We start from the raw sequence: 26,290 nt of genomic DNA, 5'->3' as shown, positions 1-26,290 counted from the left end.
AAATAAATGGAGCATATCACATGAAAAAAGTAATGATAGTGTTTGATACGCCCGCAGAAGCTATTAGAATATGTCCCGTTATCGATAAACTAAAACAAATGCAGTACACACCAGTCGTTTTTATCCCTAAACAGGTAGAAACGGCTGGGATAATGGATCAAATTTTGGCGTTATTTGGCGTAGAACCAAGTTATGTATTAAGCGCTGCGCTAGAATCACAAACGCTAAACCAACTCACGGCTTACGCCTTAAACGAATTATCCAACACCATAAAACAAGAGCAAATCGACGCTACCATCGTGTGCGGCAATACGCGAATCGCTTTTGTAGCAGCACTTGCCTCATATTACAACGATATTCGCGTGACACAAGTACTGTCCCCCGCAGGAAACGGCGAAGCAACCAGCGCTTTTTTTGGCAAAAACACAGACGCATTAATGGCGCCGCTAGCCGCAAATCGGGTTTTTCTAGGTCTAGAAACAGCATTATCCAAAACGACCACATTGCCGCTAGACCAATTGCCAATCACAAACAGTGATACTAAAAGAATTATTTTGTTTGACTATCACGGCAAGTCCAACCAACGATCCATACTCGAAAAAAGCTTCCAAGCAATGAAACATATCACCAATACTTACAAAGAAGTTATTTTCGTCATCCCGATAAAACTAACAACATTAGTCATGGAACTCGCAAATCGAATTTTAAAAGGCCAAAAACAAGTATATTTTGTGAAGCCATTTAATATTTTAGAATATCAAAGCTTTATGCGTCGCGCGTGGCTCGTGATGTCTGATAATACGCATTGTCTGGAAGAGGCGCAAATACTTGGCATTCCAGCATTAATTATGAAAAATCCGGGCAACAATGGCACACGCCAAGATCAAGGTGTCGGAACGGCAATCAATTTTTCCAAAGTACAACTTGTAGATTGGATGGAGCGGTTGCTTCTAGACGCTGAGTGCTACGAAACCATTACGAAACGCCCATCACCGGACCCAAAAACACAATCCATAGAACAAATGATGGACTTATTGTTCCAAAATAGCTAGGAGGAGAGCAGGATGTACCACGATTGGCCAGAAATGACCTTTTCAGAGAAACAAGAAATCGAATTTCACTGCACAAATCACTTTTTTATCATTCGAAAAGGGATTATTGCGATGGAAAGTAAAGCCGGTACTGTCATTGATTATTTAACTGTTGGCGATCTTATCGTCACTAATTTACTTGATGCCAATATCATTTTTTATGCAAAAACCGAAGTTCGGTTGGAAAAACGAGAGCTTAGAGAGACGAGTCTAGGCAACAGCACCAACGTATATAACAGGCTAATGCTTGAGCGTCTGGATGAATATAAAAGCGCTGCTCCGGCACGAGTGGGACTTTGCCTGAAACGATTAGCTACTAAATTCGGAACACCAACAGAAAAAGGTACGCAAATCATCCCGGCATTCACACAGTATGACTTGGCGAATTATTGTAATCTAAAACGAGAATATGTTTCGTTATTATTGCGGAATTTAGTAGATGCTGGCGTCATCCGTGTCAGACCAAAGCCATGGCTAGTTTTAAATATGGACAAATTAGACGACTATATTTTGAAAAATGGTTTCTGATTTGCACAAGGAGCACACACAATGAAACAGATTTGTATTTTAATACCTACTTACAATGAACAAGAAGCACTACCTTATCTTTATGAACGACTAAACCGTATCACCAACCAACTGACCAATTATGCATTTACGTTTTTGTTTGTGAACGACGGCAGTACGGATGATACGTTAGCGACAATTAAGAAGATGCAGCAGCAAGATTACCGCGTTCGATTCGTCAATTTATCACGCAATTACGGCAAAGAAATCGCGATGATTGCTGGGTTTGATCATGCATGCGCGGATGCCACGATTTTATTGGACGCCGATTTACAAGATCCACCAGAAATCATCGTTCAAATGTTGGAATATTGGGAATGTGGCTATGAAGACGTGTACGCCAAACGAATTTCCCGAAAAGGCGAAACATGGTTTAAAAAATGGTCTTCCAAGAAATACTATGAAGTCCTGCAAAAAATGGCAACAATCGACATTCCGAAAGACACAGGCGATTTTCGCTTATTAGATAGAAAATGCGTCGAAGCATTAAAAGAAATCCGAGAAACACAACGCTACACTAAGGGTTTATTCAGCTTCGTCGGCTTCAAGAAAAAAGAAATCCTGTTCGAGCGCGATGCCCGCGTGGCAGGTTCCACCAAATGGAATTACAAAAAACTGTTTCAACTAGCCATCGACGGGATTACTTCTTTTTCCGTAGCGCCGTTACGACTAGCAAGCATTGCCGGGGCAGGCATTTTAGTCATCACTATTTTGACGCTGTTATTTATTTTTATCGAAAGTATTTTCTTAGGCAGAGCCCCAACAGGAACGATGGGTATTGTTACCGTTATTTTGTTCTTAGGCGGGGTGCAATTGATTAGCATCGGCTTACTTGGCGAATATATCGGCCGCATTTTTATGGAAACGAAAAATCGACCGCTGTATTTTGTCGAATCACATACAGAACAAGTGGTTTATCAAGATAAGTCACGGAAAATTGGGTAAGGAGCAATGCAAATGGACATCATGGAACATTTTTTACGAGTGGAGTTACAAAATCAAGTAGCCTACACAGAAATGTTGCAATTCGTGGCTTCACTTTACATTAGAAGTGGCGAATTTGAAGGAGAAGAATACGTGATTCGCAAATTGGATCATCTTAATTTTATCATTGCGCGAGAATATATAGGGCTGGACGGGGAACGCGACATTAGCCGCCCTATCGTTATTAGTCGCCAAGCATTGATTGCCAAAATAAACAAACACGTACGAGCTCGCGGCATAGCACTTATCAACGCGTGCGTGTAGGAGTCATACAAAATAATGTTATTTGTTACACCACGCCAAAGTTCGCAATTCGCGTATTTTTCGTGGTGTATTAAATATAGAAACAAAATGAAAAAACGGAGGGTTTACTAATGAACAAAAGCATCATCAAAATTGCAGCAGGAACCATGATCGCATCAGCCATTCTTGCAGGAAACACAGAACTACCATATAACGTAATGAAAGATCCGGTGGCACATGCCGCAACAACTAACGTACACGGCGTACCGAAACCACCTATTGCAGTCATCAGCCTTCAAAATGGGAGCTTCGAACAACCGGTAATTCCATACGGAGAATGGGCAACATTCGATCAATCGCAAGTTCCGGGCTGGCAAACGACAGCATCCGATGGTTTAATCGAAATTCAGAACCATAACGAAAACCGAGATGCTGCGGACGGCGAGCAATATGCCGAACTAAACGCGTACGAAGCATCTGCTTTGTACCAAGACATCGCGACTACACCAGGCGCAAAAGTAAGATGGCAAGTCTCCCATCGCGGTAGACACACAACAGACACAGCAACAGTGAAATTCGGCTCTCCAGGGGATTTGAAACTCATCGACACGATGACAACATCCGTAGACGCTTGGAAAACTTACTCAGGAACCTATACTATTCCAGCAGGCCAAACCACAACACGTTTCGAATTTGAAGCAGTCGGCGGAGATCCAAGAAACGGTAACCTGCTAGACAACATCGTTTTTGCAACACAATCTTTCATCACTGTATCCGGTAGTGTCGACAAAACATCCGTGAAAAAAGACAAAACAGCGACGTACTCTTTCGACGCTAAAAATGAAGGCGGAATGGCATCTCAAAACACAACATTGACCATCCCAATTCCACAAGAAGTCACGCTAGACTCACCAAATGTTAAGGTAGACGGCGTTTCTGTGGTAGGTTCATATGACAGCAATACGCGCATTTTATCCATTCCGCTTGGAAGTATCGCAAAAGACGCAACCAAACACGTTACGTTTGATGTGAGAGGCGCGGTTGTAGCGAACAATGTCACAGCCCAAGCCACTGTTATCCATCAAGATTTAGGCTTCACCGACGAAGATTACACAAATTACTCCAACGATGTCACTTTAAGTGTACTTGCGAACAATGCGCCAACAATCACGGCAACAGACCATACACTGAAAAAAGGTGCTAAATTCGACCCAATGTCAGGCGTAAGCGCAACAGATCCCGAAGACGGTAATCTAAGCAGCAGCGTGAAAATCACAGCCAACGACGTGGACACAACAAAAGAAGGCGTCTACCACGTGATCTACAGCGTAACTGACAGCGACGGCAACACGACAACAAAACAAGTCACAGTAACAGTCACAAGCAATGACGCGCCAACAATCGAAGCAACAGACCACACCCTGAAAAAAGGCACCAAGTTCGACCCAATGGCAGACGTAACAGCAACAGATGCAGAAGACGGCAATTTGACAAAGGATATCAAAATCACAGCAAATGATGTCGACACAAGTCAAGAAGGCACGTATCACGTGACCTACAGCGTAACCGACAGCGACGAAAACACGACAACAAAAGAAATCACAGTAACGGTCACAAGCAACGACGCACCAACAATCGAAGCAACAGACCACACACTGAAAAAAGGAACTAAGTTCGACCCAATGTCCGAAGTAAGCGCAGCAGACAAAGAAGACGGCGACATGACAAAAGACATCAAAATCACAGCCAACGACGTCGACACAAGTCAAGAAGGCACGTACCACGTGACCTACAGCGTAACCGACAGCGACGAAAACACGACAACGAAAGAAATCACAGTAACGGTCACAAGCAACGACGCCCCAACAATCGAAGCAACAGACCACACGCTGAAAAAAGGAACTAAGTTCGACCCAATGTCCGAAGTAAGTGCAGCAGACAAAGAAGATGGTAATCTAACAAAAGACATCAAAATCACAGCCAACGACGTCGACACAACCCAAGAAGGCATCTACCACGTGACCTACAGCATAACTGACAGCGACGAAAACACGACAACAAAAGAAATCACAGTAACAGTCACAAGCAACGACGCCCCAACAATCACAGCAACAGACAAAACACTAAAACGAGGCGACACATTCGACGCACTAGCTGAGGTAAGCGCAGCAGACAAAGAAGACGGTGACCTAACAAGCGACATCCAAATAATCGCAAATGACGTCAATCCTGATCAAGAAGGCACCTATTCAGTCACATATAGCGTAACCGACAGCGACAACAACACGACAACTAAACAAATAAACGTAACCGTAACAAGCAACGAACTTCCAGTCATCACAGCCACTGACCACACAATCAAAAAAGGAAGCAATTTTGACCCGATGTCCGAAGTAAGCGCCACAGACCAAGAAGACGGCGACCTGACAGACGCAATCAAAATTACCGCAAACAGCGTGAACACAAACAAAGAAGGCATTTACCAAATCACGTACAGCGTAACCGACAGCGATGACAACACAACAACGAAAGACGTCACTGTCATAGTAACAAGCAACGAAAAACCAGCCATCCAAGCAGAAGACCAAACAATCAAAAAAGGTACCAAGTTTGATCCAATCGCAGACGTAACCGCGACAGACCAAGAAGATGGCGACCTAACAAAAACAATCGAAGTCATTCGAAACACAGTAGACACAGCAAAAGAAGGCACATACCAAGTTTCCTACGAAGTCATCGATAGCGACGGCAACATTGCCTACAAAACAATCACAGTAACCGTAACATCTAACGAAAAACCAACGATTGCAGCAGAAGATCAAGTTATCACAGTAGGCGACAAGTTCGACCCACAACAACTAGCAACAAGTACAGACCAAGAAGACGGCGATCTAACAAAACAAATCGAAGTCATCATCAACACAGTAGACACATCACAACCAGGGACTTACAAAGTAGTCTACCGCGTAACCGACAGCGATAACAACACCGTGGAGAAAACCATTACCGTAACAGTCCTACCAAAAGCTACGGAAATCACGCCTCCATCAGCAACACCAGAAATCACACCAGTCGTACCAGCAAAAACACCAACCATAACACCAGTAGAACACATCACAAGCATCATCACTCCGGATACAACACCAATCATAACCCAAACATCACCAGAACTACCAACAACCGGAGACCAGTCAACAAAAACACCAATCTTACTAGGCGGCGCGCTAATATCCTTAGCTTACTTCCTATTCAGACGTAAAAAATAATAACCAAAAAACTCCCTTGCCAAGAAGCGTAATCATTCACGTCTTCCTAACAAGGGAGTTTTGCATTATTGATATTTATTGTAGAGCGAATCTGCCTTATCGCGCAGTTCCTTCATATCTTGGCGAGCCTTGATTAACTTCTCGTCAGATTCATTTTTTGCCGTGCTTAGTTGCGTGACTTGCGTATTCAAAGTATCCACTTGCGCTTTGTACTGATTTCGTTCCGATTTCAGCTGATTAATTGTGTCGTTTAACTGCGTAATCGAGCCATTTATTTGCCCAATTTGCGTATTCAGAGCGGTAATATCTATATTTTTTTGGTTCACTTCATTTTGTTTATTTTGCAGCTCCACCATTTTTGCGTTTACTTCTTGCTGTTTGGCGGCGATTTGGTTGTCCTTATCAGTTAGCTGGCCTTTTAGTTGCGTGATTTGATTCGTTAAGTCATTGATTTTCTGTGCATTATCTTGCTTCGATTGATTCAGCTGGCCAATTCTTTGGTCCGCCCAGTCGAGCACCTCAGAAATTCGCGCTTTATCACTTTCTCCGCCCCATAAAACAACACTCGCCCCAAACACAAGCGTACTCGTTCCCAATACCATAAACGCTACCAACACAACAACACTAACCTTCTTCATTTTACGCATCATTTCCTACCCTTCAATATTTATAATATTCAAAAATTTAAAAAATGAAGTAATGAGCTATGTACTGTGACATCAGAAAAATGACAATCTCTGAAATCCCTCATTGATTATATATCAATAGGTGTCAAAAAGTAAACAAAAAATGAATAAAAGTTTATTTGAAATATTCGCACCCTAAAGGTCACAGTTTTTACAAATGTTAAGTTTATGTAAATACACCTGTGGTATGATATAGAATGAGCAAGAAATATGGTACAATAAAAGCTAGCTCTGACTAAAATATAGGACGTGATAGATTCGTGGAGATCATTAAAGCGCTGATTAGCTTTATTATTCATATTGATCAGCATCTTGTAGAAATCATCAATACATTTGGCATCTGGACGTATGTCATTATATTCTTAATTGTATTTATTGAAACGGGACTTGTTATATTCCCATTCTTGCCGGGAGATTCCTTGCTATTTGCAGCGGGAGCATTGGCAGTATTACCTGGTTCGGACTTGAATATTTTCATATTACTCATTGTATTATGGGTTGCCGCAGTACTTGGCGATACAGTCAATTACCACATCGGTAAGAAAATCGGAACCTCCATACCACAAGATAGTTGGCTTGGAAAAGTAATCAACCAAGAGAAAATGGACAAAGCCGAAGCATTTTTCAATAAACACGGCGGAAAAACCATTTTTATCGCTAGATTCATGCCTTTCATCCGTACATTCGCACCATTTGTAGCCGGTGCTAGCCGTATGAATTACCGTTATTTCTTGAACTACAACGTTTTAGGCGCGACGGTTTGGGTATTACTTTGTACATTGGCAGGTTATTTCTTCGGGAATATTCCGATTGTCAAAGAGAACTTCTCGCTCGTTGTACTAGGAATCATCTTCGTTTCCATCTTGCCAATGATCTTTTCATTCATTAAGAGCAAAATGGACAACAAGAAAGCTAAAATGAAATAAGAAACCAAAGCTGGGCGATTGTGCCTGGCTTTTTTTAATAAATAATTATGGTATAATATTCTCATATATACTAAATCAAGGAAGGAGAGAACGACTAGTGGCAAAGAAAATACAGCTACCCAGCGGTAGACTATCAGAGCACGCAACAGCCATCGGAAAAAATACGGATGCGTTGAGGTTTCAACTTCAACCCCACGTGGCATATTCCACAGGCACCTCGCAGGAACTCGTCTCCGATTGCATGGAATTGACGCAATTTCTGCAAGCGTTTCCGAATGCTTTTACGAAAGACGTTTCACATCTAAAGCAGGTCGAGCGTGCTTTTGTGGCATCGGAAAAAGCCTTGGCACAGCAGTTACAAGCAGGCATCGATTTTATCAGTCAAAAAGGATCATGAGAGGAGCAGATAGAAGATGGAAAGAGAACGCGCATTGCTCGAGAAACAATTAGAAGCAGCCACCCATAAACAACGAAAGCTGGAAGATATTCAACTAGCGCTTATCCAATTAAACCGCGAGAAAGCCAGTATTCTTGGCAGTTTTCAACAAGCATGGCAGGGCAACAAGGCGGACCGCGTAGCCAGCAACTCGAAGATACCATGGAAGCAGAGTGGCACGAAACGCGTGGGCAGGTCAACTCATTAGAAAATCAAATTATCGCGGAAAAACGACAAATTCGGAAGCAGTTAGAAACGCTGAAAGAGCAGACATCCCATGGCGCGAATTGATATAGCAGAAATACATAATTTTGTGTCGGTATTTATCAGGGAATCCAAACGCGTGCAGACAGAACTAGCGCAACGCAAGCAAGTCATTAGCCAATTTGTAGCTGATTCGGATATTCAAGGTGAAATAGGCGACCAAGCGAAAGCCTATTACCGCGACGTCTATTATCCACTAATCGACGCGACGAAACAAAGTTTATTGGATGCCGAGGAAGTCCTCCAACGCTATGTATCCGATTTTCAGTCCCAAGTAGACCCATCCCCGAATGCAAAGCTCGACTTGGCACAGATGTACGAGTTGCAAGCAGACATGCGCAACTATGAAAACAAAATGGAAGACCTCGAATTTCAAGTAAACAGTATAGCTAACAGTATGGCTGCCATTGGGAAAAACATTGGTTTACAATTGGGTTTAGAAACAGCCATTGGCAAATTTCGAGAAGAAGCACGTATCCTAGAAAATTACGAACAGTTCGAAGCGACGCACCGAAACGTGCTCCGTGATGTTCTCACCCAACTGTACCAAGTCAAGCAAAGTTTGGCGCAAATAGAAAGTGGTATCGCCTTTCGTCCTACATCGCATCTCTTCCAAGCGAAAAAGATACATTTGGGGACACTGGCACCGAAAAAGCCAGAGAAGTCAGTGAAAACATATGATTTTGATGCGTATGATAAGACGTTATGCGGCGATTATTGGGTACTATCGAAGAACGGTGTTACCGATGAAGATTGTGCTGGCGCGACAGAAGCGTATAATGAAAGTTTGAAAACTGGGTCTGTGAAGGCGCAAGAGGATACGATTGATTTTGAAGCCGAATACTTGAAAGCGGCGATGGAAGGGTATGATCTGTTAACTGGAGAGAGTATCACGGATGCGCAAAGCTTTTCGATTATTTCAGGTATTATCATCAGTGGTATTGCTTTACGAGGTCGAGGGAAGCTGATTTCTGTTGCTCATCTGAGTAAAATAAAGAGCGACCTGAAACTGAAAGCAGCCAAAGATATAGAAATGAAGACTTTCAGTAAAAAACTCATGGCAACCAAACCAATGAATTCGCCAGTGCCAGAGAAGTGGATAAAAAAAGGTGGTAGTATTTCTATTGACGGGAAGGGTATCTGGAGTTATACCAATAAGCGAGGACAAACAGTGAAGTATCCGAATGGGTATCCTGATTTTACGGAATATAGTCATCCGACTGTAAAACCAGTGACAATTAAATACGCAAATCCAACGAATAGACCGGCTGATTACAAAGCTGCCAATATTCAAGCGGGTTTGGACAGAAACTCTATTCCACCAGTCACGTCACTCAATAAAGCACCTTCTGGGTATACTTGGCATCATATGGAAGATGGTAAAAGTATGATGCTAGTAGATATGAAGGTACATGCAGAATTTGCTCATAAGGGTGGTATAAGTTTGAAAAATAATTAATGGGAAGGGGTAGGAAATATGATGAAATTAACAACTCCCAATGGTAAAGCTTCTGAAGAAGTGATTCAAAGCTTTGAATTGGAGAATAACTTGAAATTACCAGTTGTATATAGAGATTTTTTAAAAGAAAATAATGGTGGAGAAACTGAGCCATCCTTGTTTCGAATTTCTGAATCTGAAGGTGTGAGTGTTCTAAATTCTTTATATGGTTTAGGTGATATGTACGAGAATTTACAGGATTTTTTAGAAATATATGATGAACGCTTGCCTAATGGCTTCATACCAATTGGTAACGATCCAGGTGGGAATGTTATTTGTGTCGCTACAAAAGGTAAACAAGCCGATCAAGTGTATTTTTGGGATCATGAGGCAGAGACGGAAGAGCCAAATGATATGGCAAATGTATATTTTTTAGCTAATGATATAAATGAGTTCTTAAGTAATCTTTTCGAAGAAGCGGAGGGCTAAAAACTTTGGCACTGTGAATGAAGACACGCATATCGCTTGGCTATTAATTAACCGAATTAGTTAAATAAGAACGCACAGTAATACACCCCTTCAAATAGGGATTCGATATTACTGTGCTTCTTTTTTGTGAAAATGTAAACAATATATACAATTCACGCCCCGAATCAGCAATTTTTCACTATAAATAACACTATAATGTAATGTGTGTAAAATAAAACCATCGCGTGTAAATGTTGTGTGTAAGAATTTTAACATTATAAACACTGATATGAACGCTTTCTTTTTTGGCATGATACTTGCAATACTGTTTAGTGTCCAGAATTTAGTAATGTGAAAAAGGGGGAAGAGCGGAAGATGGTCGAATTCTGGTGTTAACTGTAGATGAAGGTTAACAAAATGTAAGTCTCAGAGTAAGAAGGTACACCAGTTACGAAGAACGCGAAAAAATAAAAGAGGTGAAGAAATGAAAAAGGTAACAAAGAGGGTAGTAAGTGTTGTTTCCGTTTTGTTGTTAGTCGTTTCGTTATTTGCGTCATCAGTTCTAGGTAGTATAGGGAATTCTTCTGTGAAGGCTAAGGCCGCCAGTACACCACAATATAGAAATGTTATGTACTATGGAGATTGGTCCATTTGGGGCGGGGAAGGTCAGTTTTATCCGAAAGACATACCGGCAGATCAGCTGACACATCTGAACTTTGCGTTTCTTGATTTCGATAGTAACGGAAACTTGAAATTCACAGACAAGGATGCAGCAGTTGGCGCACCAGTTGGGCAAGACGGTGTTCAGTGGGGCGGAGCTAATGCTGGTATTTTAAACGCGTTACAAGATTTAAAAGCTGCCAATCCGAATTTAAAAGTCGGTGTATCCATCGGTGGTTGGTCTAAATCTGGTGACTTCTCTGCAGTAGCGGCAAACGCAACGGCACGAGCTAATTTTGTAAGCAATGTTATGAAATTCATTAAATATACCAATATGGATTTTGTCGATCTAGATTGGGAATATCCTGCATCGGTTCGCGCCGCTGACTTAGTGGATAACAAGAACGATGAAGGAACACCAAATGCAACTCCAGCCGATAAGCAAAATTACATTACGCTTCTTCAAGATTTGCGTACTGCGCTTGATAAACAAGGGGTTGACGTGAAGAAGAAGTACGAACTTTCCGTAGCACTACCAGCTGCTAAAAACACATTGGCAAACGGTGTGGACGTAGCGAAACTTTTCAATGTAGTCGATTTTGCGAATATCATGACATACGACATGAACGGCGCTTGGACACCGAACAGTGCACATCACACGGCGCTTTACGGTAACCCAGCTGACCCGAACTACAATGACGGTTTTTCTGTCGATCAAACAGTGAAATATTTGAAGAGCCAAGGCGCAGCATCTGAAAAAATCGTAATCGGTGCAGCATTCTATACACGTGGCTGGAACAAGGTTGACGCGGGCACAAGCACAACGCAACCAGGACTTTTCCAACCAGCAACAAAAAATAACAAAGACGCGGACCAATCCGCAACATACGGCGCTCCAAACGAAAAACCGTTAGCTACTGGTGATGGTGGACGTGCAGGCGGCGTGTGGGCATACAAGAGCATCGACGCTTTGAAAGCAAAATCCCCAACACTCGTTGAATATTGGGATGACGTGGCAAAAGCGCCATACATGTATAGCAAAACTACAGGCGAGTTCTACACTTACGACAATGTGCGTTCTATCGGTTACAAAGCACAGTACGTGAAGGACAACAATCTTGGCGGTATGATTTCGTGGATGCAATCCCAAGACAAAGCAACAACATCCACAAAACGTGACGAATTAACAAAAGCTATTAAACAAGGTCTATTCGGTGCTGGCGCGCTAGCCGCTAACACAATCACGTATGCCAACCTAAACGTAGAAGCAACTGTAGCTCCTTACAGTGAAAACGGCGTTGGGTATGAAATCACAGTGAAAAACAAAGAAACAGCGAACGAAACCAATGAAGTTTTACAAGCGGTTGAATTTGCTGCTGAAACAGTGAAATTACCGAAGTTCTATATCCCTGTAAAAGCTGGCGAAACATTGACAGCAGGGGATTACAAAGCAGGAACAGTAAGCACAGCCAATGGATATACTGTTGTCGATCTAGCGTCCGTTTATGATGCACAACAAATTCCACAAGGCGCAACTTACACATTCCGCTTGAAATCGAACCTAACATCCGTAAATGTAAGTAATATCGCGAACATCTCACTAACACAACGCATGTCTAAAACAGGTACTGAATTAGGCAAACAAGTTGTCTTTGGCGGAGGCGCGGTAGTTCCTGATCCTAGCGATACAGTAGCACCAACAGCTCCGGCAAACTTAGCAACAGTAGCAGCAAACGTAACAGACGTAGCAGTTCCACTAAGCTGGAGCGCATCTACGGACAATGTTGGCGTAGCAGGTTACAAAGTGTACCGCAATGGCACAGAAGTTGCGACCGTATCTGGAACAAGCTACACAGACACAGGTTTAACAGCTTCCACAGCCTACACGTACACAGTAAAAGCATATGACGCAGCTGGCAATGTTTCGGCGGCGAGTACAGCGCTTTCCGTAACAACAAAAGCAGGAACCGTAACACCACCAGGCTCAGGAACTTGGAGTGCTGACGCCACGTATAACCAAGGCGACCAAGTAACGTATAACGGCCACACGTACAAAGCGAAATGGTGGACAAAAGGCGACGTTCCAGGCGCGGACCAATGGGGCCCATGGGATTTAGTCAACTAAAATAAGACGCGAAAAACAGGAGAGAAGACGGCTCTCCTGTTTTTTGATATAAAAATTTATTGATAAACGATAAAAATATATCTCGAAACAATGTTTTTGTGTTATAATAAAAACAAATAATAAATGAGGTGATAACGATGATGAAAAAATGGAGCAAGTGGTTCGGTCCGATTTTGATTCTTATGGGTGTGTTATGTCTTGTAATCGCGCCGTTCGTCCCTGTTGAAATCGATGCAGAAGGTTTTGTACATGAACCCGGCTTTTTCCTAATTCCAGTAAGCTATGTTTTCTTTTTATCCGGAATCATTGTTACGTTAGTCATGACACTACGAAAGAAATTACGCAAGCAAAATTAGCATAATGATTGGAGGCCGCAAAACAGGTCTTCAATCTTTTTTTGTTTGATAAATGGCAAAAAAGTCATATACTAGTAGTGACTATAGATTAGGAAGGGGTTTTGGAGAATGGATTTAAAGGTTACAGATACGAAGAAGTTTCATAATGGGCAGGAAATTCCGCTGGTCGGGCTTGGCGTATGGAAAATGCGGGATGAAAAAGAAGCGATAGAGGCAATTCAAGTTGCGATTGAGTCTGGCTACCGCGCGATCGATACAGCGAAAGTGTACGAAAATGAGGAATATGTCGGTCAGGCGATTCGTGAAGCTGGCATCGCGAGGGAAGCGCTAACAATCACGTCAAAACTTTGGAACGCCGATCACGGTTACGACGAAACGTTGCGAGCATTCGACACGACGCTCAAGAAATTACAGCTAGACTATCTCGATTTATACTTAATTCACTGGCCAGTGCTGGCGTATAAAGACAGTTGGCGCGCAATGGAACGGCTGTACAATGAAGGACTTATCAAATCCATCGGCGTCAGCAACTTCCACCAACATCACCTAGAAAATCTCTTCACAACCGCGAATGAAAAACCAGTCATCGACCAAATCGAAATCCATCCCTTACTATCACAAAAACCGCTAAAAGCATATCTCGAAAGCCAAGACATCGTCCACGAAGCATGGTCACCACTCGCACAAGGCGGCGAACTACTCACAAACCAGACCTTACAACGCATTGCCGACAAATACAACATCACGATTCCCCAAGTCATTTTGCGTTGGCATTTAAATAACGGCTCAGTCATCATTCCAAAATCCGTGACACCAGAACGAATTCGCGCGAACATTGATTTGTTCGGCTTTGATTTAGCAGCTAGCGATATGGCGGAGATTGATGCGCTGAATAAAGACGAGCGGAAAGGGTCAGATCCGGATAGTGAGGAGTTTTTGGCGAGAGTTTGGAAGTGAGGATGGTTTCTAGACGAGAACGAGCGGGTATTTATAAGGCAGGCGAGACATTATTACGGAGGTGATTGAACGTTGAGTGAGAACCATTTTTTTCCTGATTTTACGCAGCAAACCGATTTAATGGAATTATTACGAGGTGCGGTTGGCTTTTCCGATTTCTCTCATGAGCAGAGAATCAAGAAAGGCGAGACTTTTACACGCGAAAATATTAGTAATTTTCTTTTTAGAATCGAAAGTGGAACGGTCCAATTTGGCTATATCAAGGATCGCCAATTTATTTTTCAATTTTTTCTACAGCCGGGCGACTTCTTGACGCTTCCAGAGTACTCTGAAGATTTGCCGGCTGAAGGTTGTTATATCGCGCTGAATGATGTGTCGGGTTGGGTAGTAGATATGGCTTTCGTGCAAGAAGTGCTCAATGAACGAGATCCTAAGAACTATATTATGATGGAGCATTTTTTGCGAACAAGGCGTAAATTTTTCCGCGCCTCCATTCGAGCGAACTTGGAAGCTAAACAACGCGTCTATTTTTGTATCTTAATATTAATCGAAATAGGTTTCCGGCAATCTAAAAACAGTGTGGAGTTGCCAGAATTTGTGACACATGATGTTCTTGCGACAATGGCGAACGTGTCCAAAAGCCTCGTGTTGTCCGTCGTTAAATTTTTGCGAGAGTCGGAAATGCTCGCATCCAACAAAAAGCCATGGGTCATTCTAGATTTGAATAGGTATATGTTATTAATGGCAGAAGAAAGAATTCCGACGAAAAGTGCAGTTTGATATAAAATAACCGATAAGTTTGTATCAGGTAGAATCCTGTTGAACAAACTTATCGGTTTTGTTTATCGCAACAATATCGGCAAAAAAGAAATCATATCAAAAGACACATGCACTAACCACGTCACCCAAACCGAATTACTTTTCTTAAACAAATAATTCAGTACAAGGCGGCTCGGTATAATCGTAACTAAACATTGTAGCAAGTTATAATCATACGCGGGCAAATGCCAAACTGCGAATAACACAGAGCAGAGTAGTGTCGCTTGCCAGAATTTCCAACCAAGCTTTTTCCACGCGGCGTAGAGAATGGCGATAGACAGCAATTCCTCGCCCATTAGCATGAAAGGAATATTCCTCATAACATAGCCCCAAGTAAGAACGCTGTTAATGCTATTTTCCGTGTGCCCACCAGCGATAAGTGACCACAGGCTTCCAGTCAATGTACCAACTATAAATAAGAATGGAATCCCAATCAGCAACCATTTAAAGCTAAAATGCTTAAACCAATCCAAGAATTCATTTTTCAGTAGGAGTAAAAGTACGATAAACATAATCACAACATTGAAGTATGCGCCGACAATTTCCAGCACGGTATCACTTGAAAAAACATATGGTAGCAATTGATAAGACAGACCTACCAGTATTGTAATCAAAATAAGTATGTAGCCGCGTTTTTTATTAATAAGCGTATTTTCCATATAACTATCTCCTTTGGGTTCTTGTTCAGTAGTAATTACCCTCTAAACAAAGATAGGAAACCATCAATGCAGCCCGAACTGAAGCAGAGATGGTTTCCTAACATAACAGTTAAGTAATATGGGGAATTAGCAATAACTGAAACGCTAAGTAAAGTATAAACGATATGCAGAATAAATGCTGTGGATAAAAAAAGAAATAATACCGCTAAGAATATCAGATGAGAACGCTTTCCTTTGTACTTTCGACGTGATTACGCATGCTTTTTAAGAAAGCGATTTCTTAACAGGAAAAATCATGCAGTTGTTCATAAGTTATCTACAGACGCAGAGACAAAACTCCGATAGAATAAAGGAGTACCTCATCCCACAGGTACATCTCAGAGTACATCTCATGAGTAAAGGGCGGAGCATCTGTTAAAGGAGCTCCGTCTTCTTTTGCGTTTATGTCACTTTTGAACAGGGAACATGATGATATATATACTGCCAATCGCTTGACGTGGAAGGGGGGGAGAACATGTATTTTAAATCAGAACTACGAGCCAACTACTCATTAGAACATTTACTAAAATTATTACGGAAAAATCCAGCTTTTAGCCAGTATTGTACTCAAAAAGTGATTTCTAAAGGCGAAATTCTGAAAATGGGTCCTAATAACCGTCAATATTTTTATATGGTAGAGCAGGGATATTTTTCGTTTTATTATGAGAATGAATACATTGGCAAGCATTTTATTTTTTTTGTACAGAGAGATACGATGATTAATTTTTTGCTGTATAAAGAACATATGGATTTGAGTTTTGAATATAAGGCACTATCGGATGTTTTAGTTTGGGAGATCGATTTTGCTTTTTTGCGGTCGATGATTTTGGAGGAGGACCCGCGGAATTATTACCAGCTGAACTACATATCAACAATTCAGACATTGCTTTTTCATACGATTGTCAGGCAGACGCTGGACGCGAAGAGGCGGGTTATTTATTGTTTAGTAGAGATTGCAGAGGAATTGTCATTATACACAGGGGAGCATAATTATGTGTTGCCTGATATTGTGACCTATGATTTATTAGCAGAATTTGCGGGGACTTCGCGCGGCTACACGTCACGAATTATTAAAGAGTTGCGAGATTTGGGTTTGCTTTCATCATTTAGAAAACCGTGGATTATTAAGGATTTACCGAAGTTGAAAAAGTTGTTACATGAAGACTAGCGGTTTTGTTCACGGAATTGCTTTGGAGTCATGTGGTAATGATGTTTGAATTGCTTGAAGAAGAAGCTGGGCGAGCCATATCCGGCTTCTTCGGCGATGTCTTCTAATTTCTTGTCTGTATAAAGTAGTAAATGTGTCGCGTGATGGAGTTTTTGTTGGCTAATTAAATCTGTTAATGTTTTACCAGTTTCTTTACGTAGTTTATTACTTAAATAATTTTTATTGAAGCCAAAATGTGTGGCCATTTCTGCAAGTGTTAGCGTTTTGTAGTTATTTTCAATGTATTCGAGCATCGGAAATAAAGTGGCGTTTTCCGAAGTACGTGTTTGATATTCCTTATTCTCATGAAAAACGCGAGCCAATTCCATAAAAATAACCGCTAAATAATGATTTATCATCTCATTCGAGTAATCTTTTGGATCGAAAAATTCGATGAAGATAAGTTTCATTACGAGTTGCAGATGGTCATTATTTTGCGCATCGAAGCGGATAAAATGATCTTTTGTACTACTAGAAAGTGCGGCGGAAAGAAGAAAATCAGACACGATGCTTTTATTGCTTTCTAATGTTTTGATAAATGTTGTTTTGACAGTTTCGCTACGAAAAATAATGTTTAGTAAAATATCATTTTCGCCCATCGCGGCTATGCTATGACTCGTATTTTGGTCGAAAAGGCAGAATTGACCTTGCGTGAATATATATTCTTTGCCGTTAATAATCTGTTTTGAAGTACCGGAATAAATGTAATTTAGCTCGATGAATTGATGCGTATGTGTGGGCATTTCTGCAAACCGATGATGTTTATTAATGAAAATATCATTTTGGCTAAAAAAGGGCGCGTCAGGCATGATAACTTTGTCTTGCTGTCTGTGAACCTTGATATCGTTAATGTTTCGATGGTTGATTCGTTGCTGTTTTTCAATGGCGTCGTGCGCTCGTAAAAACTGATCTAACTCTTCAAAATTCATGACTAACGCGCTCCTTTCACAAGTTATATTTTCGGATAAAATAGGCTGGTGTGCAGCTCCATGCGTGACAATAGGAGTTGATAAGGTGACTTCCATACGGTGAGAATGACAAGTTGTTTGGTTTAAAAAGCTCCCAAAATGTGTCGGCACCTTGATGTAGCATATCGCCCCAATAGCCGACTAACACTTGTTTAGCTGCCTCTTTATTGCCGACTTTTAACCAAGCTTCTACGAGAAAATGATGGGCAAATGGTGTTGTTAGACCGATTTCTGGCGCCAAATCTTGCGTTCGTTTTAGCAATGCCTCTGCTTCTTCATTTGGCAAAATACCTGCCAATACCATCCAAATTTGACTATGCCATGAGATCTGTTGGCTGGAACTGCTAACAAATAATTTTTGTTCGGAATCCCAAAGGTGCTTTTTGGCGGCTTCGGTGGTGTTTTCAAGTAGGGTTGTTAGTTTTTCGGTGCTTTCTGAATGAAGGATTTTCGCGAGACTAATCGCTTGTTTTAACGTGAAAATGAAGAGGCCTTGGACAGGTACCTGTTTTTCTAGCGTGTCATTCCAATCCATGAAAGCCCACCAATATGGCTGTTCTACTGCTAAATAGCGTTCATCTAGCAACGTCTCTGCAAATCGAATTTGATCTAAAGCGACCGGCCATAATTCGGTTAATGTGTCGATATCACCAGTCGCGTGATAATAATCGTGCAGCGTCATCATGAAATAAAGCGCGTAGTCAACCAAGTACGTATCGTCGGGAATTGGCTCAGGCTCAATGAACAGATTCGCCGCCACACGCCCATCTGCATCTGTTAAACCGGCGAACAAATACAAACAACGCTTCACTAAATCTTGATTTTGAAAAGTTTCATAGTTTGTTTGCGCTTGCAAGTACAGATCGCCTAGCCATAAACGCCGGTCCCGCTTTGGCCCATCTTCAAACACATCTTGCATACAGTCATTCAATGTTTTTACACTGACATAATCTAGTTTTTGAAAAAAATCACTCGTATTGGGAGTCTCTTTTAGCGTATCCGGATTCGCGGAACTTACCGTCTTTATTTTAACATGTTGTAGTGCTACTTTGTATTTTGGCGATGAATCAATGACTTCTATTTTCACATAACGAAAGCTGTAACGGCGCGCCATATCAAGCGTATGCGGCAATACATCCACATGATAATGCGCTTCCTGAAGCCAAGATTTACTCAACCAACCATCATAATTCGCAAATGGTTCGGCTATCTCGACAGGCATTTCGCCAAAAGTAAGTTTCAAATAAAGCGGCGCATCGGGGGGACTTCCAATCGGCAAAATCGAAAGGCTCGGAAAACCAACAACATGCTCACCAAAATCAACCGTGATACTATCTCCTTGACCTAACACATAATTGTCCAAATCGCTAATCGGCGCAATTTGGCGCATTTTCCAACCGTGAATCATAGATGCGTCAGCCTCGACTTCTACGATACTTTTTGCCGTAACTTCCTGATGCAGCAACGGCTTACGCAATTGTTCTGCTTTTTTTAGAAATGCCGTATTTTTTTTAATAATAACATCCTCGTTCACTTGTATGTTCACATCAAAAACCTCTTTCTAATCTTCCAATAACCGCGCGTCAAGCTCTTTGCGGATTTCTGGGTATAATTTATCCAACTTATAAAACGACATAATAATCATGGAAAACACGACTAAAATCGCTGGAATCACGAGATAATTCAATTTTATGGCGAGTAGCGCATTTGTTGTCTGTGTCTCATTCGCAGCATAATGGCCCCAAGTCAAAACAATCCCAGAAATCGCGCCAGCCACTGCCATTGCCACTTTTCCGATAAAACCGTTGATGGCCGAAAGAATCCCCGCAGCACTAACACCAGACTTCCATTCGCCATAATCGACTGGATCAGCTTGCATAGAGAAATAAATACTTTGTCTAAGCCCGTGACCCAGCGCGGCAACTACAGCCCCAATAAGCAATCCGGTTACATTAACGTTCGCCCAAATCATAATCACAAAACCGAGCAGATTCACCACACTGGCAATCATAAACACAGTCCGTTTCAACATCCGCCCAGAAATCGCTGGCGTAATAATCGTCCCAACCATCGGAACGAGCGAACCAATACCCGCAACAACCGCCGCTAAATCAGGTCTCCCAACATTATACGTATAGTAGTAAATCAATGAACCTTGCATAAAAAAGAACGAACCCCACATAAATAAAATATTTACCGCAAAAATATACCATGGCTTGTTACCTTTCAACGCTGAAAAAGTTTGTTTTACCGTCACTTTCTCCAGTTTCATTTTCACTTTTTCCTCGACATTGCGGAAAGTAAAGAAAAATAACAATGTGCCAACCACTGCAAAAATCACCATCGTCCAGAAAAATCCTTGCGCTTTCGAATCACCGCCGAGCCAGCCGACTAACGGCAATGTCATGACACTGACAATCGTTGCCCCAACAAAGGAGAAAATCATTCGAACCGTTGCCAAAATCGTTCTTTCATTCGTATCACTCGTCAAACTAGGCAAAATCGAGGCCATTGGAATATTCACCATTGTATAAGCAAGAGATAAGCCTAAATATGTAATATAAGCATAAATAAGCTTGCCCGCAGGCCCAATATCAGGAACATAAAACGCCAAAATCGCTAATAATCCGAAAGGAATCGCGCCTAGCAAGAAGTAGGGTCTTGATTTTCCCCATTTTGTATTCGTTCTATCAATCAAAATCCCCATTAAAACATCCGCAACCCCATCAACGACACGAGTTACAAGAAATAAGACACTAACTTGCACAGCTGCAAGCCCAAAAATATCCGTATAAAAATACATTAAATAAAGCGTTATCATTTGCCAAATTAAATTACATGCTAAATCTGCGGAACCATAACCAATTCTTTGTCGCCATTTAGAAATGCCTTTATGCTCTAAAGCTGTTGTACTTTCCATTGAAATTCCTCCCGAACCAATTTTTCAAGTCGCGCAACCTGCTCTTTAATTAAAGCGCTTTCTTAGTTTTGGAACAAGTGCATTTTTACATATGTTTATGCATGATTTACAGGTGGGATAGAGATTAGCATGACCTAAACTAGCAAAGAGGTATACCACTTAAAAGATTGTGAAATTTACATGAAAATTTGTAATCGCATACAAAAAAGATATACTTACACACACCAAAATATATAAAAAATCACAAACTTCCTTAGAACGTAAATATACCTATTTATTCTGTGAATGTTATATTAAAATTTAAAACTCATATAACTCATTATCTAGCAACGATATTGAAATACTTTCTAAATTATAAGCGTTCTTATTTGGTATGAAGTTAGCGCATGTGGTACAATAAAATAAATGATAGCGGTTACATTGTGAATTTAAAAATGATGGTATTTGCACTAGTTTTACGGTATGATGGTTATAGACATTGTTTCACAAAGATTAGTGGTTTGGCTCGACTGGTTCTTGTCAGCCACGACAACAAATAAGGGGGAAATACATATGTCAGAAGGACAGACATTAGAAAGAGGTTTGAAGAATCGCCATGTACAGTTGATTGCCATTGGGGGCGCAATCGGAACGGGGCTATTTCTCGGGTCAGGGAAATCGATTCATTTAGCCGGTCCATCGATTCTTTTTGCCTACACAATTACTGGTATTATTTGTTTCTTGATTATGCGCGCACTTGGAGAATTACTGCTATCAAACTTGAATTACCACTCATTTGTCGATTTTGTATATGATTATTTAGGAAATGGCGCCGCGTTTGTAACCGGTTGGACTTATTGGTTCTGCTGGATTTCCATTGCGATGGCGGATTTAACAGCGGTTGGTCTATACACCCAGTTCTGGTTCCCAAGCGTTGCCCAATGGGTGCCGGGTCTTATTGCTCTTGTTATTTTACTCATCATGAACCTTGCAACAGTTAAATTATTCGGTGAAATGGAGTTCTGGTTCGCCTTAATTAAAGTTATCGCGATTTTGGCGCTTATTATCGGCGGTACTTTTATGATAATCAAAGGATTCTCAACAGACGCTGGTGCATCAAGCTTTACAAACCTTTGGAGTCACGGCGGTTGGTTCCCGAACGGTGCTTCTGGTTTCATACTTTCCTTCCAAATGGTTGTTTTCGCCTTCGTTGGTATTGAGCTCGTGGGCTTGATGGCTGGTGAAACGAAAGATCCTGAGAAAGTTATTCCAAAAGCGATCAACAATATCCCGATTCGGATTATCATTTTCTACATCGGTGCTTTACTCGTAATTATGAGTATTTATCCATGGAACGACATCAACCCAGCGAAAAGCCCGTTCGTGCAAGTGTTCTCCGCACTCGGAATCGCAGCAGCAGCAGGAATTGTTAACTTTGTCGTACTGACCTCAGCGGCCTCAGCATGTAATAGCGCCGTCTTCAGTACAAGTCGTATGGTGTATTCACTAGCTAAAGAAAAGAACGCCCCATACCCAATGACAAAATTAACATCGCATAAAGTACCATCTAACGCATTATTCTTCTCAACAATCGTTATCTTAATCGCGGTTATTCTAAACTACGTTATGCCAGAAGGAGTATTCACACTGATTACTAGTATTTCCACGGTCTGCTTCATTTTCATCTGGGGAATTACAGTTATCTGCCATCTGAAATACCGCAAAACACGTCCAGAACTTGCAGCAAAAAACAAATTCAAAATGCCACTGTACCCAATTTCTAACTACTTGATTTTGATATTCTTGGCATTCATCCTCGTTGTTTTGGCGATGGCCGAAGATACACGTGTAGCCTTGTTCGTAACACCGGTTTGGTTTGCACTAGTTACTGGAATCTACTTCATTCGCAAATCGCGAGTAGATAAGCAAGAATCGAGTGCACCAGATTTGGATTAAATAATATTTTGAAGACGAGACCTCGTAATTTTTACGAGGTTTTTTTGTTTGGACAAATTTCAAATAAAAATATGCTTCGGCCCAAACGACGCAGGATTTTGACCATATTGCGAAAAAATATTGAGTTCATAAGGAAACTCTCTATAATGAAAATCAATAGGCTCATACAAAACGAAAGAAATGCGTTTGAGTTATTAATTCGCTTTGTGAAAAATAAAGCAATGCTCAAAAATAAGGAGGCAAGTATGAAAATCAATAAGCAATCCACAAAAAAGGGCAACAAATTAACTAGAACAATTGCAATGACACTAGTAGTGGGTATAGCTACGACGACACCAATCTCTCTAGCCGTAAACGCATCTGAGATAATCAATCCAAGCGTAGTAGCAAATCAATTGGCAACACCTACAATAACACCTAACGAATTCGAGTTATACACAGACAGCTATATAAGAGGGACTTTTACAGGTGATGTGAAACGTATTAGAGTATTTGTTGAAGGTGAGAATACGGGCGAATACAGCGGCGGAACAGTAAGCGGAGGTGTGTTCCAATTTTATGCTCGAGATAAAATTCGCAACACCCACGATAAAGTTACTGTAAAAGCATATAATACAGCGGGCCAAGAAGTAGATAGTAAAGTATTAACTATCAAAAATGCAGACGGCACAGGTAGTGTGGCAGTCAACGATTTTGTACTACGACAAAGCAGACATGTGGAAGGAACATACGAGGGTAACGTAGCGAGAGTTCGCCTCAAAGTCGGTACTACAGAATATGCAGGCGGTACTGTATCCGAAGGTAAAATCACTTTTTACGCGCTTGATAAAATAAAAGACACAACAGAACCAGTAGTGCTAATGGGTTACGACAGGCGTGGTAACAAGATTACAGAACAAACTGTCAATGTAACAGAACTCAGCGGAACAATCACAGCCAATGAATTCGAACTGTATACCGACAGCTACGTGCAAGGAACGTTTACCGGCGAAGTTAGAAGCATTAAGCTAATTGTGGAAGGCGAAAGTAGCGTAGAACATCTCGGTGGAACGGTAAGTAACGGTGTCTTCCAATTCTATGCCAAAGATAAAATCCGTAATTCATTTGATAAAGTGACACTTAAAGCCTACAACGCGGTAGGTCGAGAAGTAGACAGCAAGGACATTTCAATCAAAAATGCCGATGGAGTTGGTAGCTTAGTTACGACTGATTTTGCTTTAGGACAAAGCCGAAATGTAGAAGCAACTTACCAAGGAAATGTCTCCAGAGTTCGCCTTAAAGTGAACAATCAAGAATACACTGGAGGAACAGTTGCTAATGGAACAGCAACCTTTTACGCACTCGATAAAATCAGAAATACCACAGATAAAGTAACGCTAATAGGTTTGGACCGACGCGGTAATAAGATTACAGAACAAGCTGTTAAAATTGTTGAAGGAGTAGCAAATACTGCGCCAACAATTACAGGTGCTATTGACAAAACGATTGATAAAGATACAGTTTTCAATCCATTAGAAGGCGTGAGTGCGACAGATAAAGAAGACGGTGATTTGACAGCTTCCATCCGAGTAGCTGGGAATGTCGACACTACGAAAACAGGCGTGTATGAGCTAACTTACTCAGTTAAAGACTCTGCTAATGAAGAAACCAAAGTTACACGAAAAATCACTGTTCAAGATGTGGTCGCAACAGATCCAGCAGCCGAAATGGTTAATCCGACAGATAAAGTATTAGTTGGATACTGGCACAACTGGCCGGCAGGAAAAAGCGATGGGTATAAACAAGGCTCATCAGCTGCGATGGATTTAACAGAGATTCGCAAAGAATACAATGTTATTGACGTCTCTTTCATGAAGTCAGCGGATGAAGGTGGAATACCGACTTTCGCCCCGTATAACATGACAGACAAAGAGTTTCGTGATCAAATTGGCGAGTTAAACAAAGACGGTAGAGCAGTTATCATGGCACTTGGTGGAGCAGACGCGCATATCGAATTGAAGAAATCTGATAAAGATGCTTTTGTAGCAGAAATTATTCGGATGGTAGATGTGTACGGATTTGACGGGCTTGATATCGACCTTGAGCAATCCGCAATCACAGCTGGAGAAAACCAAAGCGTCATTCCAGAAGCCTTGCGTGAAGTCAAAAACCACTACAAAGCTCAAAATAAGAATTTCTTAATCACAATGGCTCCAGAATTCCCATATTTGAAACCAGGTGCAGCATACGAAGCATATATTAAAGGCCTAGATGGTTACTATGACTGGATTAATCCGCAATTATACAATCAAAGCGGTGATGGTCTATGGGTAGATGAACTAAACTTGTGGCTTACACAATCAAACGACGACTTAAAAGCGAAATTCCTATACTATATGGCAGACTCTTTCTCCAAAGGAACACGAGGTTTCTTACACATCCCAGCTGACAAACTAGTCTTAGGAATTCCAGCAAACAACGATGCAGCCGCGACAGGATACGTTATTAACCCACTCGATGTTAAAACAGCAATGGATCAATTAGAAGCTGAAGGACAACCAATCAAAGGCCTGATGACGTGGTCAGTCAATTGGGACGCTGGAACAGATAAAGACGGAAAAGCGTACGATTGGGAGTTTGTTAACCGCTACGCACCGATGCTTTTTAACGAAACAAAAGCGATGAAGTAAGGCGATAATCTACAAGGCTGGTTAAATAATTTTCCGTTTTAGCCAGCCCTAGCTTGAAGAATTTCTGTTTTCCAAACCGCTGAAAGGAGACTACATGAAAAAACTGATGCTTTGCGCAGTGTCTGTGCTCGCCATGTTTACTCTCGTTGCGTGCGGCGTGATGCCAGAAGAACCAGCGAACAATAAACAAAAGGATAGCACTAAAGTAGTGAAAGATGACACTGTTAAAAATCAAGAAGTTAAGTTAACGAAAAAAGTCAGAGGAACCGAACTGACTATTGAACATATCAAACAGACAATCATTAAGAAAAAGAAGCATCTCGAACTGCAATTCAGTCTAACCAATCATTCTTCCACAGATCAAGGAGTTGGTGCTAATGACTTTAGAATAGAGGCCGATGATGGCAAAACATATCGAATTGATGGTACAAAAGTAAATTTTGGCGATGTTATTGCACCACATGAAACATTAACTGGAAGCGCCTATTTCGTAATCCCAGAAAAGACTAAAAGTATCAATGTCGTATATCAACCAGAAGAAAAAATGGAAGCAGCATGGAAAATAAATCTTGAATAATTGGTATTCTGGGTTCATCCCAATAACACA

23 protein-coding genes and 1 pseudogene are annotated in these 26,290 nt (G+C 41.3%); 19 read left to right on the top strand and 5 right to left on the bottom strand.

Annotated features, from left to right (window positions below; all coding sequences use genetic code 11):
• Positions 1 to 20 precede the first annotated feature (20 nt).
• The 5 genes from EP57_RS02790 (at position 21) to EP57_RS16335 (ending at position 6,151) form a co-directional block, all read left to right on the top strand.
• Positions 21 to 1,052: a UDP-N-acetylglucosamine 2-epimerase gene (locus EP57_RS02790; protein WP_036084000.1), complete on the top strand. Its 1,032-nt coding sequence runs from the start codon at positions 21 to 23 to the stop codon at positions 1,050 to 1,052.
• A 12-nt stretch (positions 1,053 to 1,064) separates the two neighbouring features.
• Positions 1,065 to 1,619: a Crp/Fnr family transcriptional regulator gene (locus tag EP57_RS02785; protein WP_036083998.1), complete on the top strand. Its 555-nt coding sequence runs from the start codon at positions 1,065 to 1,067 to the stop codon at positions 1,617 to 1,619.
• Between the two features lie 21 nt (positions 1,620 to 1,640).
• On the top strand, positions 1,641 to 2,603 hold the full coding sequence (locus EP57_RS02780) for a glycosyltransferase family 2 protein (protein WP_036083995.1): 963 nt from the start codon (positions 1,641 to 1,643) through the stop codon (positions 2,601 to 2,603).
• Positions 2,604 to 2,615: 12 nt separating this feature from the next.
• Entirely contained in the window at positions 2,616 to 2,906 is a 291-nt protein-coding gene (locus tag EP57_RS02775) for a hypothetical protein (RefSeq protein WP_036083994.1), read from the top strand.
• Between the two features lie 110 nt (positions 2,907 to 3,016).
• The gene (locus tag EP57_RS16335) at positions 3,017 to 6,151 is read left to right on the top strand and encodes an immunoglobulin-like domain-containing protein (protein WP_052167502.1); all 3,135 of its coding nucleotides are present in this window, start codon (positions 3,017 to 3,019) and stop codon (positions 6,149 to 6,151) included.
• Positions 6,152 to 6,216: 65 nt separating this feature from the next.
• Here the strand turns inward: EP57_RS16335 and EP57_RS02765 are convergent, their stop codons facing one another.
• Entirely contained in the window at positions 6,217 to 6,801 is a 585-nt protein-coding gene (locus tag EP57_RS02765; protein WP_036083993.1) for a hypothetical protein, read from the bottom strand.
• A 296-nt stretch (positions 6,802 to 7,097) separates the two neighbouring features.
• Here EP57_RS02765 and EP57_RS02760 point away from each other — a divergent pair, with 296 nt between their 5' ends.
• The 9 genes from EP57_RS02760 (at position 7,098) to EP57_RS02720 (ending at position 15,247) form a co-directional block, all read left to right on the top strand.
• On the top strand, positions 7,098 to 7,763 hold the full coding sequence (locus EP57_RS02760; protein WP_036083991.1) for a DedA family protein: 666 nt from the start codon (positions 7,098 to 7,100) through the stop codon (positions 7,761 to 7,763).
• A 97-nt stretch (positions 7,764 to 7,860) separates the two neighbouring features.
• Complete coding sequence (locus EP57_RS02755; RefSeq protein WP_036083990.1) at positions 7,861 to 8,160, top strand: hypothetical protein; 300 nt, start codon at positions 7,861 to 7,863, stop codon at positions 8,158 to 8,160.
• 153 nt (positions 8,161 to 8,313) lie between these two features.
• Positions 8,314 to 8,490: a hypothetical protein gene (locus EP57_RS16900; protein ID WP_159106408.1), complete on the top strand. Its 177-nt coding sequence runs from the start codon at positions 8,314 to 8,316 to the stop codon at positions 8,488 to 8,490.
• Positions 8,477 to 9,922 carry a T7SS effector LXG polymorphic toxin gene (locus tag EP57_RS16330; protein WP_052167501.1) on the top strand — a complete coding sequence of 482 codons (1,446 nt, stop codon included), beginning with the start codon at positions 8,477 to 8,479 and terminating at the stop codon, positions 9,920 to 9,922. Before EP57_RS16900 ends, EP57_RS16330 begins: the two co-directional genes overlap by 14 nt.
• A gap of 18 nt (positions 9,923 to 9,940) precedes the next feature.
• Positions 9,941 to 10,390 carry an SMI1/KNR4 family protein gene (locus tag EP57_RS02740; RefSeq protein ID WP_036083987.1) on the top strand — a complete coding sequence of 150 codons (450 nt, stop codon included), beginning with the start codon at positions 9,941 to 9,943 and terminating at the stop codon, positions 10,388 to 10,390.
• 463 nt (positions 10,391 to 10,853) lie between these two features.
• Positions 10,854 to 13,154: a glycosyl hydrolase family 18 protein gene (locus EP57_RS02735; RefSeq protein ID WP_036083986.1), complete on the top strand. Its 2,301-nt coding sequence runs from the start codon at positions 10,854 to 10,856 to the stop codon at positions 13,152 to 13,154.
• A gap of 137 nt (positions 13,155 to 13,291) precedes the next feature.
• A complete protein-coding gene (locus EP57_RS02730; RefSeq protein WP_052167500.1) occupies positions 13,292 to 13,510 on the top strand; it encodes a DUF3955 domain-containing protein in 219 nt (72 codons plus the stop codon).
• Between the two features lie 108 nt (positions 13,511 to 13,618).
• Positions 13,619 to 14,467 carry an aldo/keto reductase gene (locus EP57_RS02725; protein ID WP_036083985.1) on the top strand — a complete coding sequence of 283 codons (849 nt, stop codon included), beginning with the start codon at positions 13,619 to 13,621 and terminating at the stop codon, positions 14,465 to 14,467.
• Positions 14,468 to 14,539: 72 nt separating this feature from the next.
• Positions 14,540 to 15,247, top strand: coding sequence for a Crp/Fnr family transcriptional regulator (locus EP57_RS02720; RefSeq protein ID WP_036083983.1), 708 nt, complete (start codon positions 14,540 to 14,542; stop codon positions 15,245 to 15,247).
• A 62-nt stretch (positions 15,248 to 15,309) separates the two neighbouring features.
• Here the strand turns inward: EP57_RS02720 and EP57_RS02715 are convergent, their stop codons facing one another.
• Positions 15,310 to 15,945: a CPBP family intramembrane glutamic endopeptidase gene (locus EP57_RS02715; protein WP_036083981.1), complete on the bottom strand. Its 636-nt coding sequence runs from the start codon at positions 15,943 to 15,945 to the stop codon at positions 15,310 to 15,312.
• 514 nt (positions 15,946 to 16,459) lie between these two features.
• Here EP57_RS02715 and EP57_RS02710 point away from each other — a divergent pair.
• Positions 16,460 to 17,152, top strand: a complete 693-nt coding sequence (locus EP57_RS02710) for a Crp/Fnr family transcriptional regulator (protein ID WP_036083979.1) — start codon at positions 16,460 to 16,462, stop codon at positions 17,150 to 17,152.
• Here EP57_RS02710 and EP57_RS02705 read toward each other — a convergent pair.
• From EP57_RS02705 to EP57_RS02695, 3 genes are read right to left on the bottom strand one after another with little or no spacing between them, the layout of a single operon-like run.
• Positions 17,149 to 18,120 (bottom strand): AraC family transcriptional regulator, encoded by a 972-nt coding sequence (locus EP57_RS02705; RefSeq protein ID WP_036083977.1) that lies wholly within the window; start codon positions 18,118 to 18,120, stop codon positions 17,149 to 17,151. The genes EP57_RS02710 and EP57_RS02705 overlap by 4 nt on opposite strands.
• A 16-nt stretch (positions 18,121 to 18,136) precedes the next feature.
• Positions 18,137 to 19,705, bottom strand: a complete 1,569-nt coding sequence (locus EP57_RS02700) for an alpha-L-rhamnosidase-related protein (protein ID WP_036083975.1) — start codon at positions 19,703 to 19,705, stop codon at positions 18,137 to 18,139.
• A gap of 15 nt (positions 19,706 to 19,720) precedes the next feature.
• Positions 19,721 to 21,079: a glycoside-pentoside-hexuronide (GPH):cation symporter gene (locus tag EP57_RS02695; RefSeq protein WP_052167499.1), complete on the bottom strand. Its 1,359-nt coding sequence runs from the start codon at positions 21,077 to 21,079 to the stop codon at positions 19,721 to 19,723.
• 552 nt (positions 21,080 to 21,631) lie between these two features.
• On the opposite strand from EP57_RS02695, the gene EP57_RS02690 reads away from it, so the two are divergent.
• The 4 genes and pseudogenes from EP57_RS02690 to EP57_RS16325 all read left to right on the top strand — a co-directional run bounded on the left by EP57_RS02690 (position 21,632) and on the right by EP57_RS16325 (position 26,260).
• Positions 21,632 to 23,014, top strand: coding sequence for an amino acid permease (locus EP57_RS02690; RefSeq protein ID WP_036083973.1), 1,383 nt, complete (start codon positions 21,632 to 21,634; stop codon positions 23,012 to 23,014).
• Positions 23,015 to 23,085: 71 nt separating this feature from the next.
• Positions 23,086 to 24,675 (top strand): annotated as a pseudogene (locus EP57_RS17315) (immunoglobulin-like domain-containing protein); the annotation flags it as partial.
• A gap of 45 nt (positions 24,676 to 24,720) precedes the next feature.
• The gene (locus tag EP57_RS17310) at positions 24,721 to 25,683 is read left to right on the top strand and encodes a chitinase (protein WP_036084030.1); all 963 of its coding nucleotides are present in this window, start codon (positions 24,721 to 24,723) and stop codon (positions 25,681 to 25,683) included.
• Between the two features lie 94 nt (positions 25,684 to 25,777).
• A complete protein-coding gene (locus EP57_RS16325) occupies positions 25,778 to 26,260 on the top strand; it encodes a DUF4352 domain-containing protein (protein ID WP_052167498.1) in 483 nt (160 codons plus the stop codon).
• The last annotated feature ends 30 nt before the right edge of the window (positions 26,261 to 26,290 follow it).

It is taken from the genome of Listeria booriae (assembly GCF_000766865.1).
GTDB classification, from domain to species: domain Bacteria; phylum Bacillota; class Bacilli; order Lactobacillales; family Listeriaceae; genus Listeria_A; species Listeria_A booriae.
Note: the sequence above shows the minus strand (reverse complement) of the source record. Positions and strands in the feature narration are given on the sequence as shown.

Coding starts and splice junctions, on each gene's coding strand:
- EP57_RS02790 (WP_036084000.1), top strand. CDS start 21: ATGAAAAAAGTAATGATAGTGTTTGATACGCCCGCAGAAGCTATTAGA.
- EP57_RS02785 (WP_036083998.1), top strand. CDS start 1,065: ATGTACCACGATTGGCCAGAAATGACCTTTTCAGAGAAACAAGAAATC.
- EP57_RS02780 (WP_036083995.1), top strand. CDS start 1,641: ATGAAACAGATTTGTATTTTAATACCTACTTACAATGAACAAGAAGCA.
- EP57_RS02775 (WP_036083994.1), top strand. CDS start 2,616: ATGGACATCATGGAACATTTTTTACGAGTGGAGTTACAAAATCAAGTA.
- EP57_RS16335 (WP_052167502.1), top strand. CDS start 3,017: ATGAACAAAAGCATCATCAAAATTGCAGCAGGAACCATGATCGCATCA.
- EP57_RS02765 (WP_036083993.1), bottom strand. CDS start 6,801: ATGATGCGTAAAATGAAGAAGGTTAGTGTTGTTGTGTTGGTAGCGTTT.
- EP57_RS16900 (WP_159106408.1), top strand. CDS start 8,314: ATGGCAGGGCAACAAGGCGGACCGCGTAGCCAGCAACTCGAAGATACC.
- EP57_RS16330 (WP_052167501.1), top strand. CDS start 8,477: ATGGCGCGAATTGATATAGCAGAAATACATAATTTTGTGTCGGTATTT.
- EP57_RS02740 (WP_036083987.1), top strand. CDS start 9,941: ATGATGAAATTAACAACTCCCAATGGTAAAGCTTCTGAAGAAGTGATT.
- EP57_RS02735 (WP_036083986.1), top strand. CDS start 10,854: ATGAAAAAGGTAACAAAGAGGGTAGTAAGTGTTGTTTCCGTTTTGTTG.
- EP57_RS02730 (WP_052167500.1), top strand. CDS start 13,292: ATGATGAAAAAATGGAGCAAGTGGTTCGGTCCGATTTTGATTCTTATG.
- EP57_RS02725 (WP_036083985.1), top strand. CDS start 13,619: ATGGATTTAAAGGTTACAGATACGAAGAAGTTTCATAATGGGCAGGAA.
- EP57_RS02715 (WP_036083981.1), bottom strand. CDS start 15,945: ATGGAAAATACGCTTATTAATAAAAAACGCGGCTACATACTTATTTTG.
- EP57_RS02710 (WP_036083979.1), top strand. CDS start 16,460: ATGTATTTTAAATCAGAACTACGAGCCAACTACTCATTAGAACATTTA.
- EP57_RS02705 (WP_036083977.1), bottom strand. CDS start 18,120: ATGAATTTTGAAGAGTTAGATCAGTTTTTACGAGCGCACGACGCCATT.
- EP57_RS02695 (WP_052167499.1), bottom strand. CDS start 21,079: ATGGAAAGTACAACAGCTTTAGAGCATAAAGGCATTTCTAAATGGCGA.
- EP57_RS02690 (WP_036083973.1), top strand. CDS start 21,632: ATGTCAGAAGGACAGACATTAGAAAGAGGTTTGAAGAATCGCCATGTA.
- EP57_RS17310 (WP_036084030.1), top strand. CDS start 24,721: ATGGTTAATCCGACAGATAAAGTATTAGTTGGATACTGGCACAACTGG.
- EP57_RS16325 (WP_052167498.1), top strand. CDS start 25,778: ATGAAAAAACTGATGCTTTGCGCAGTGTCTGTGCTCGCCATGTTTACT.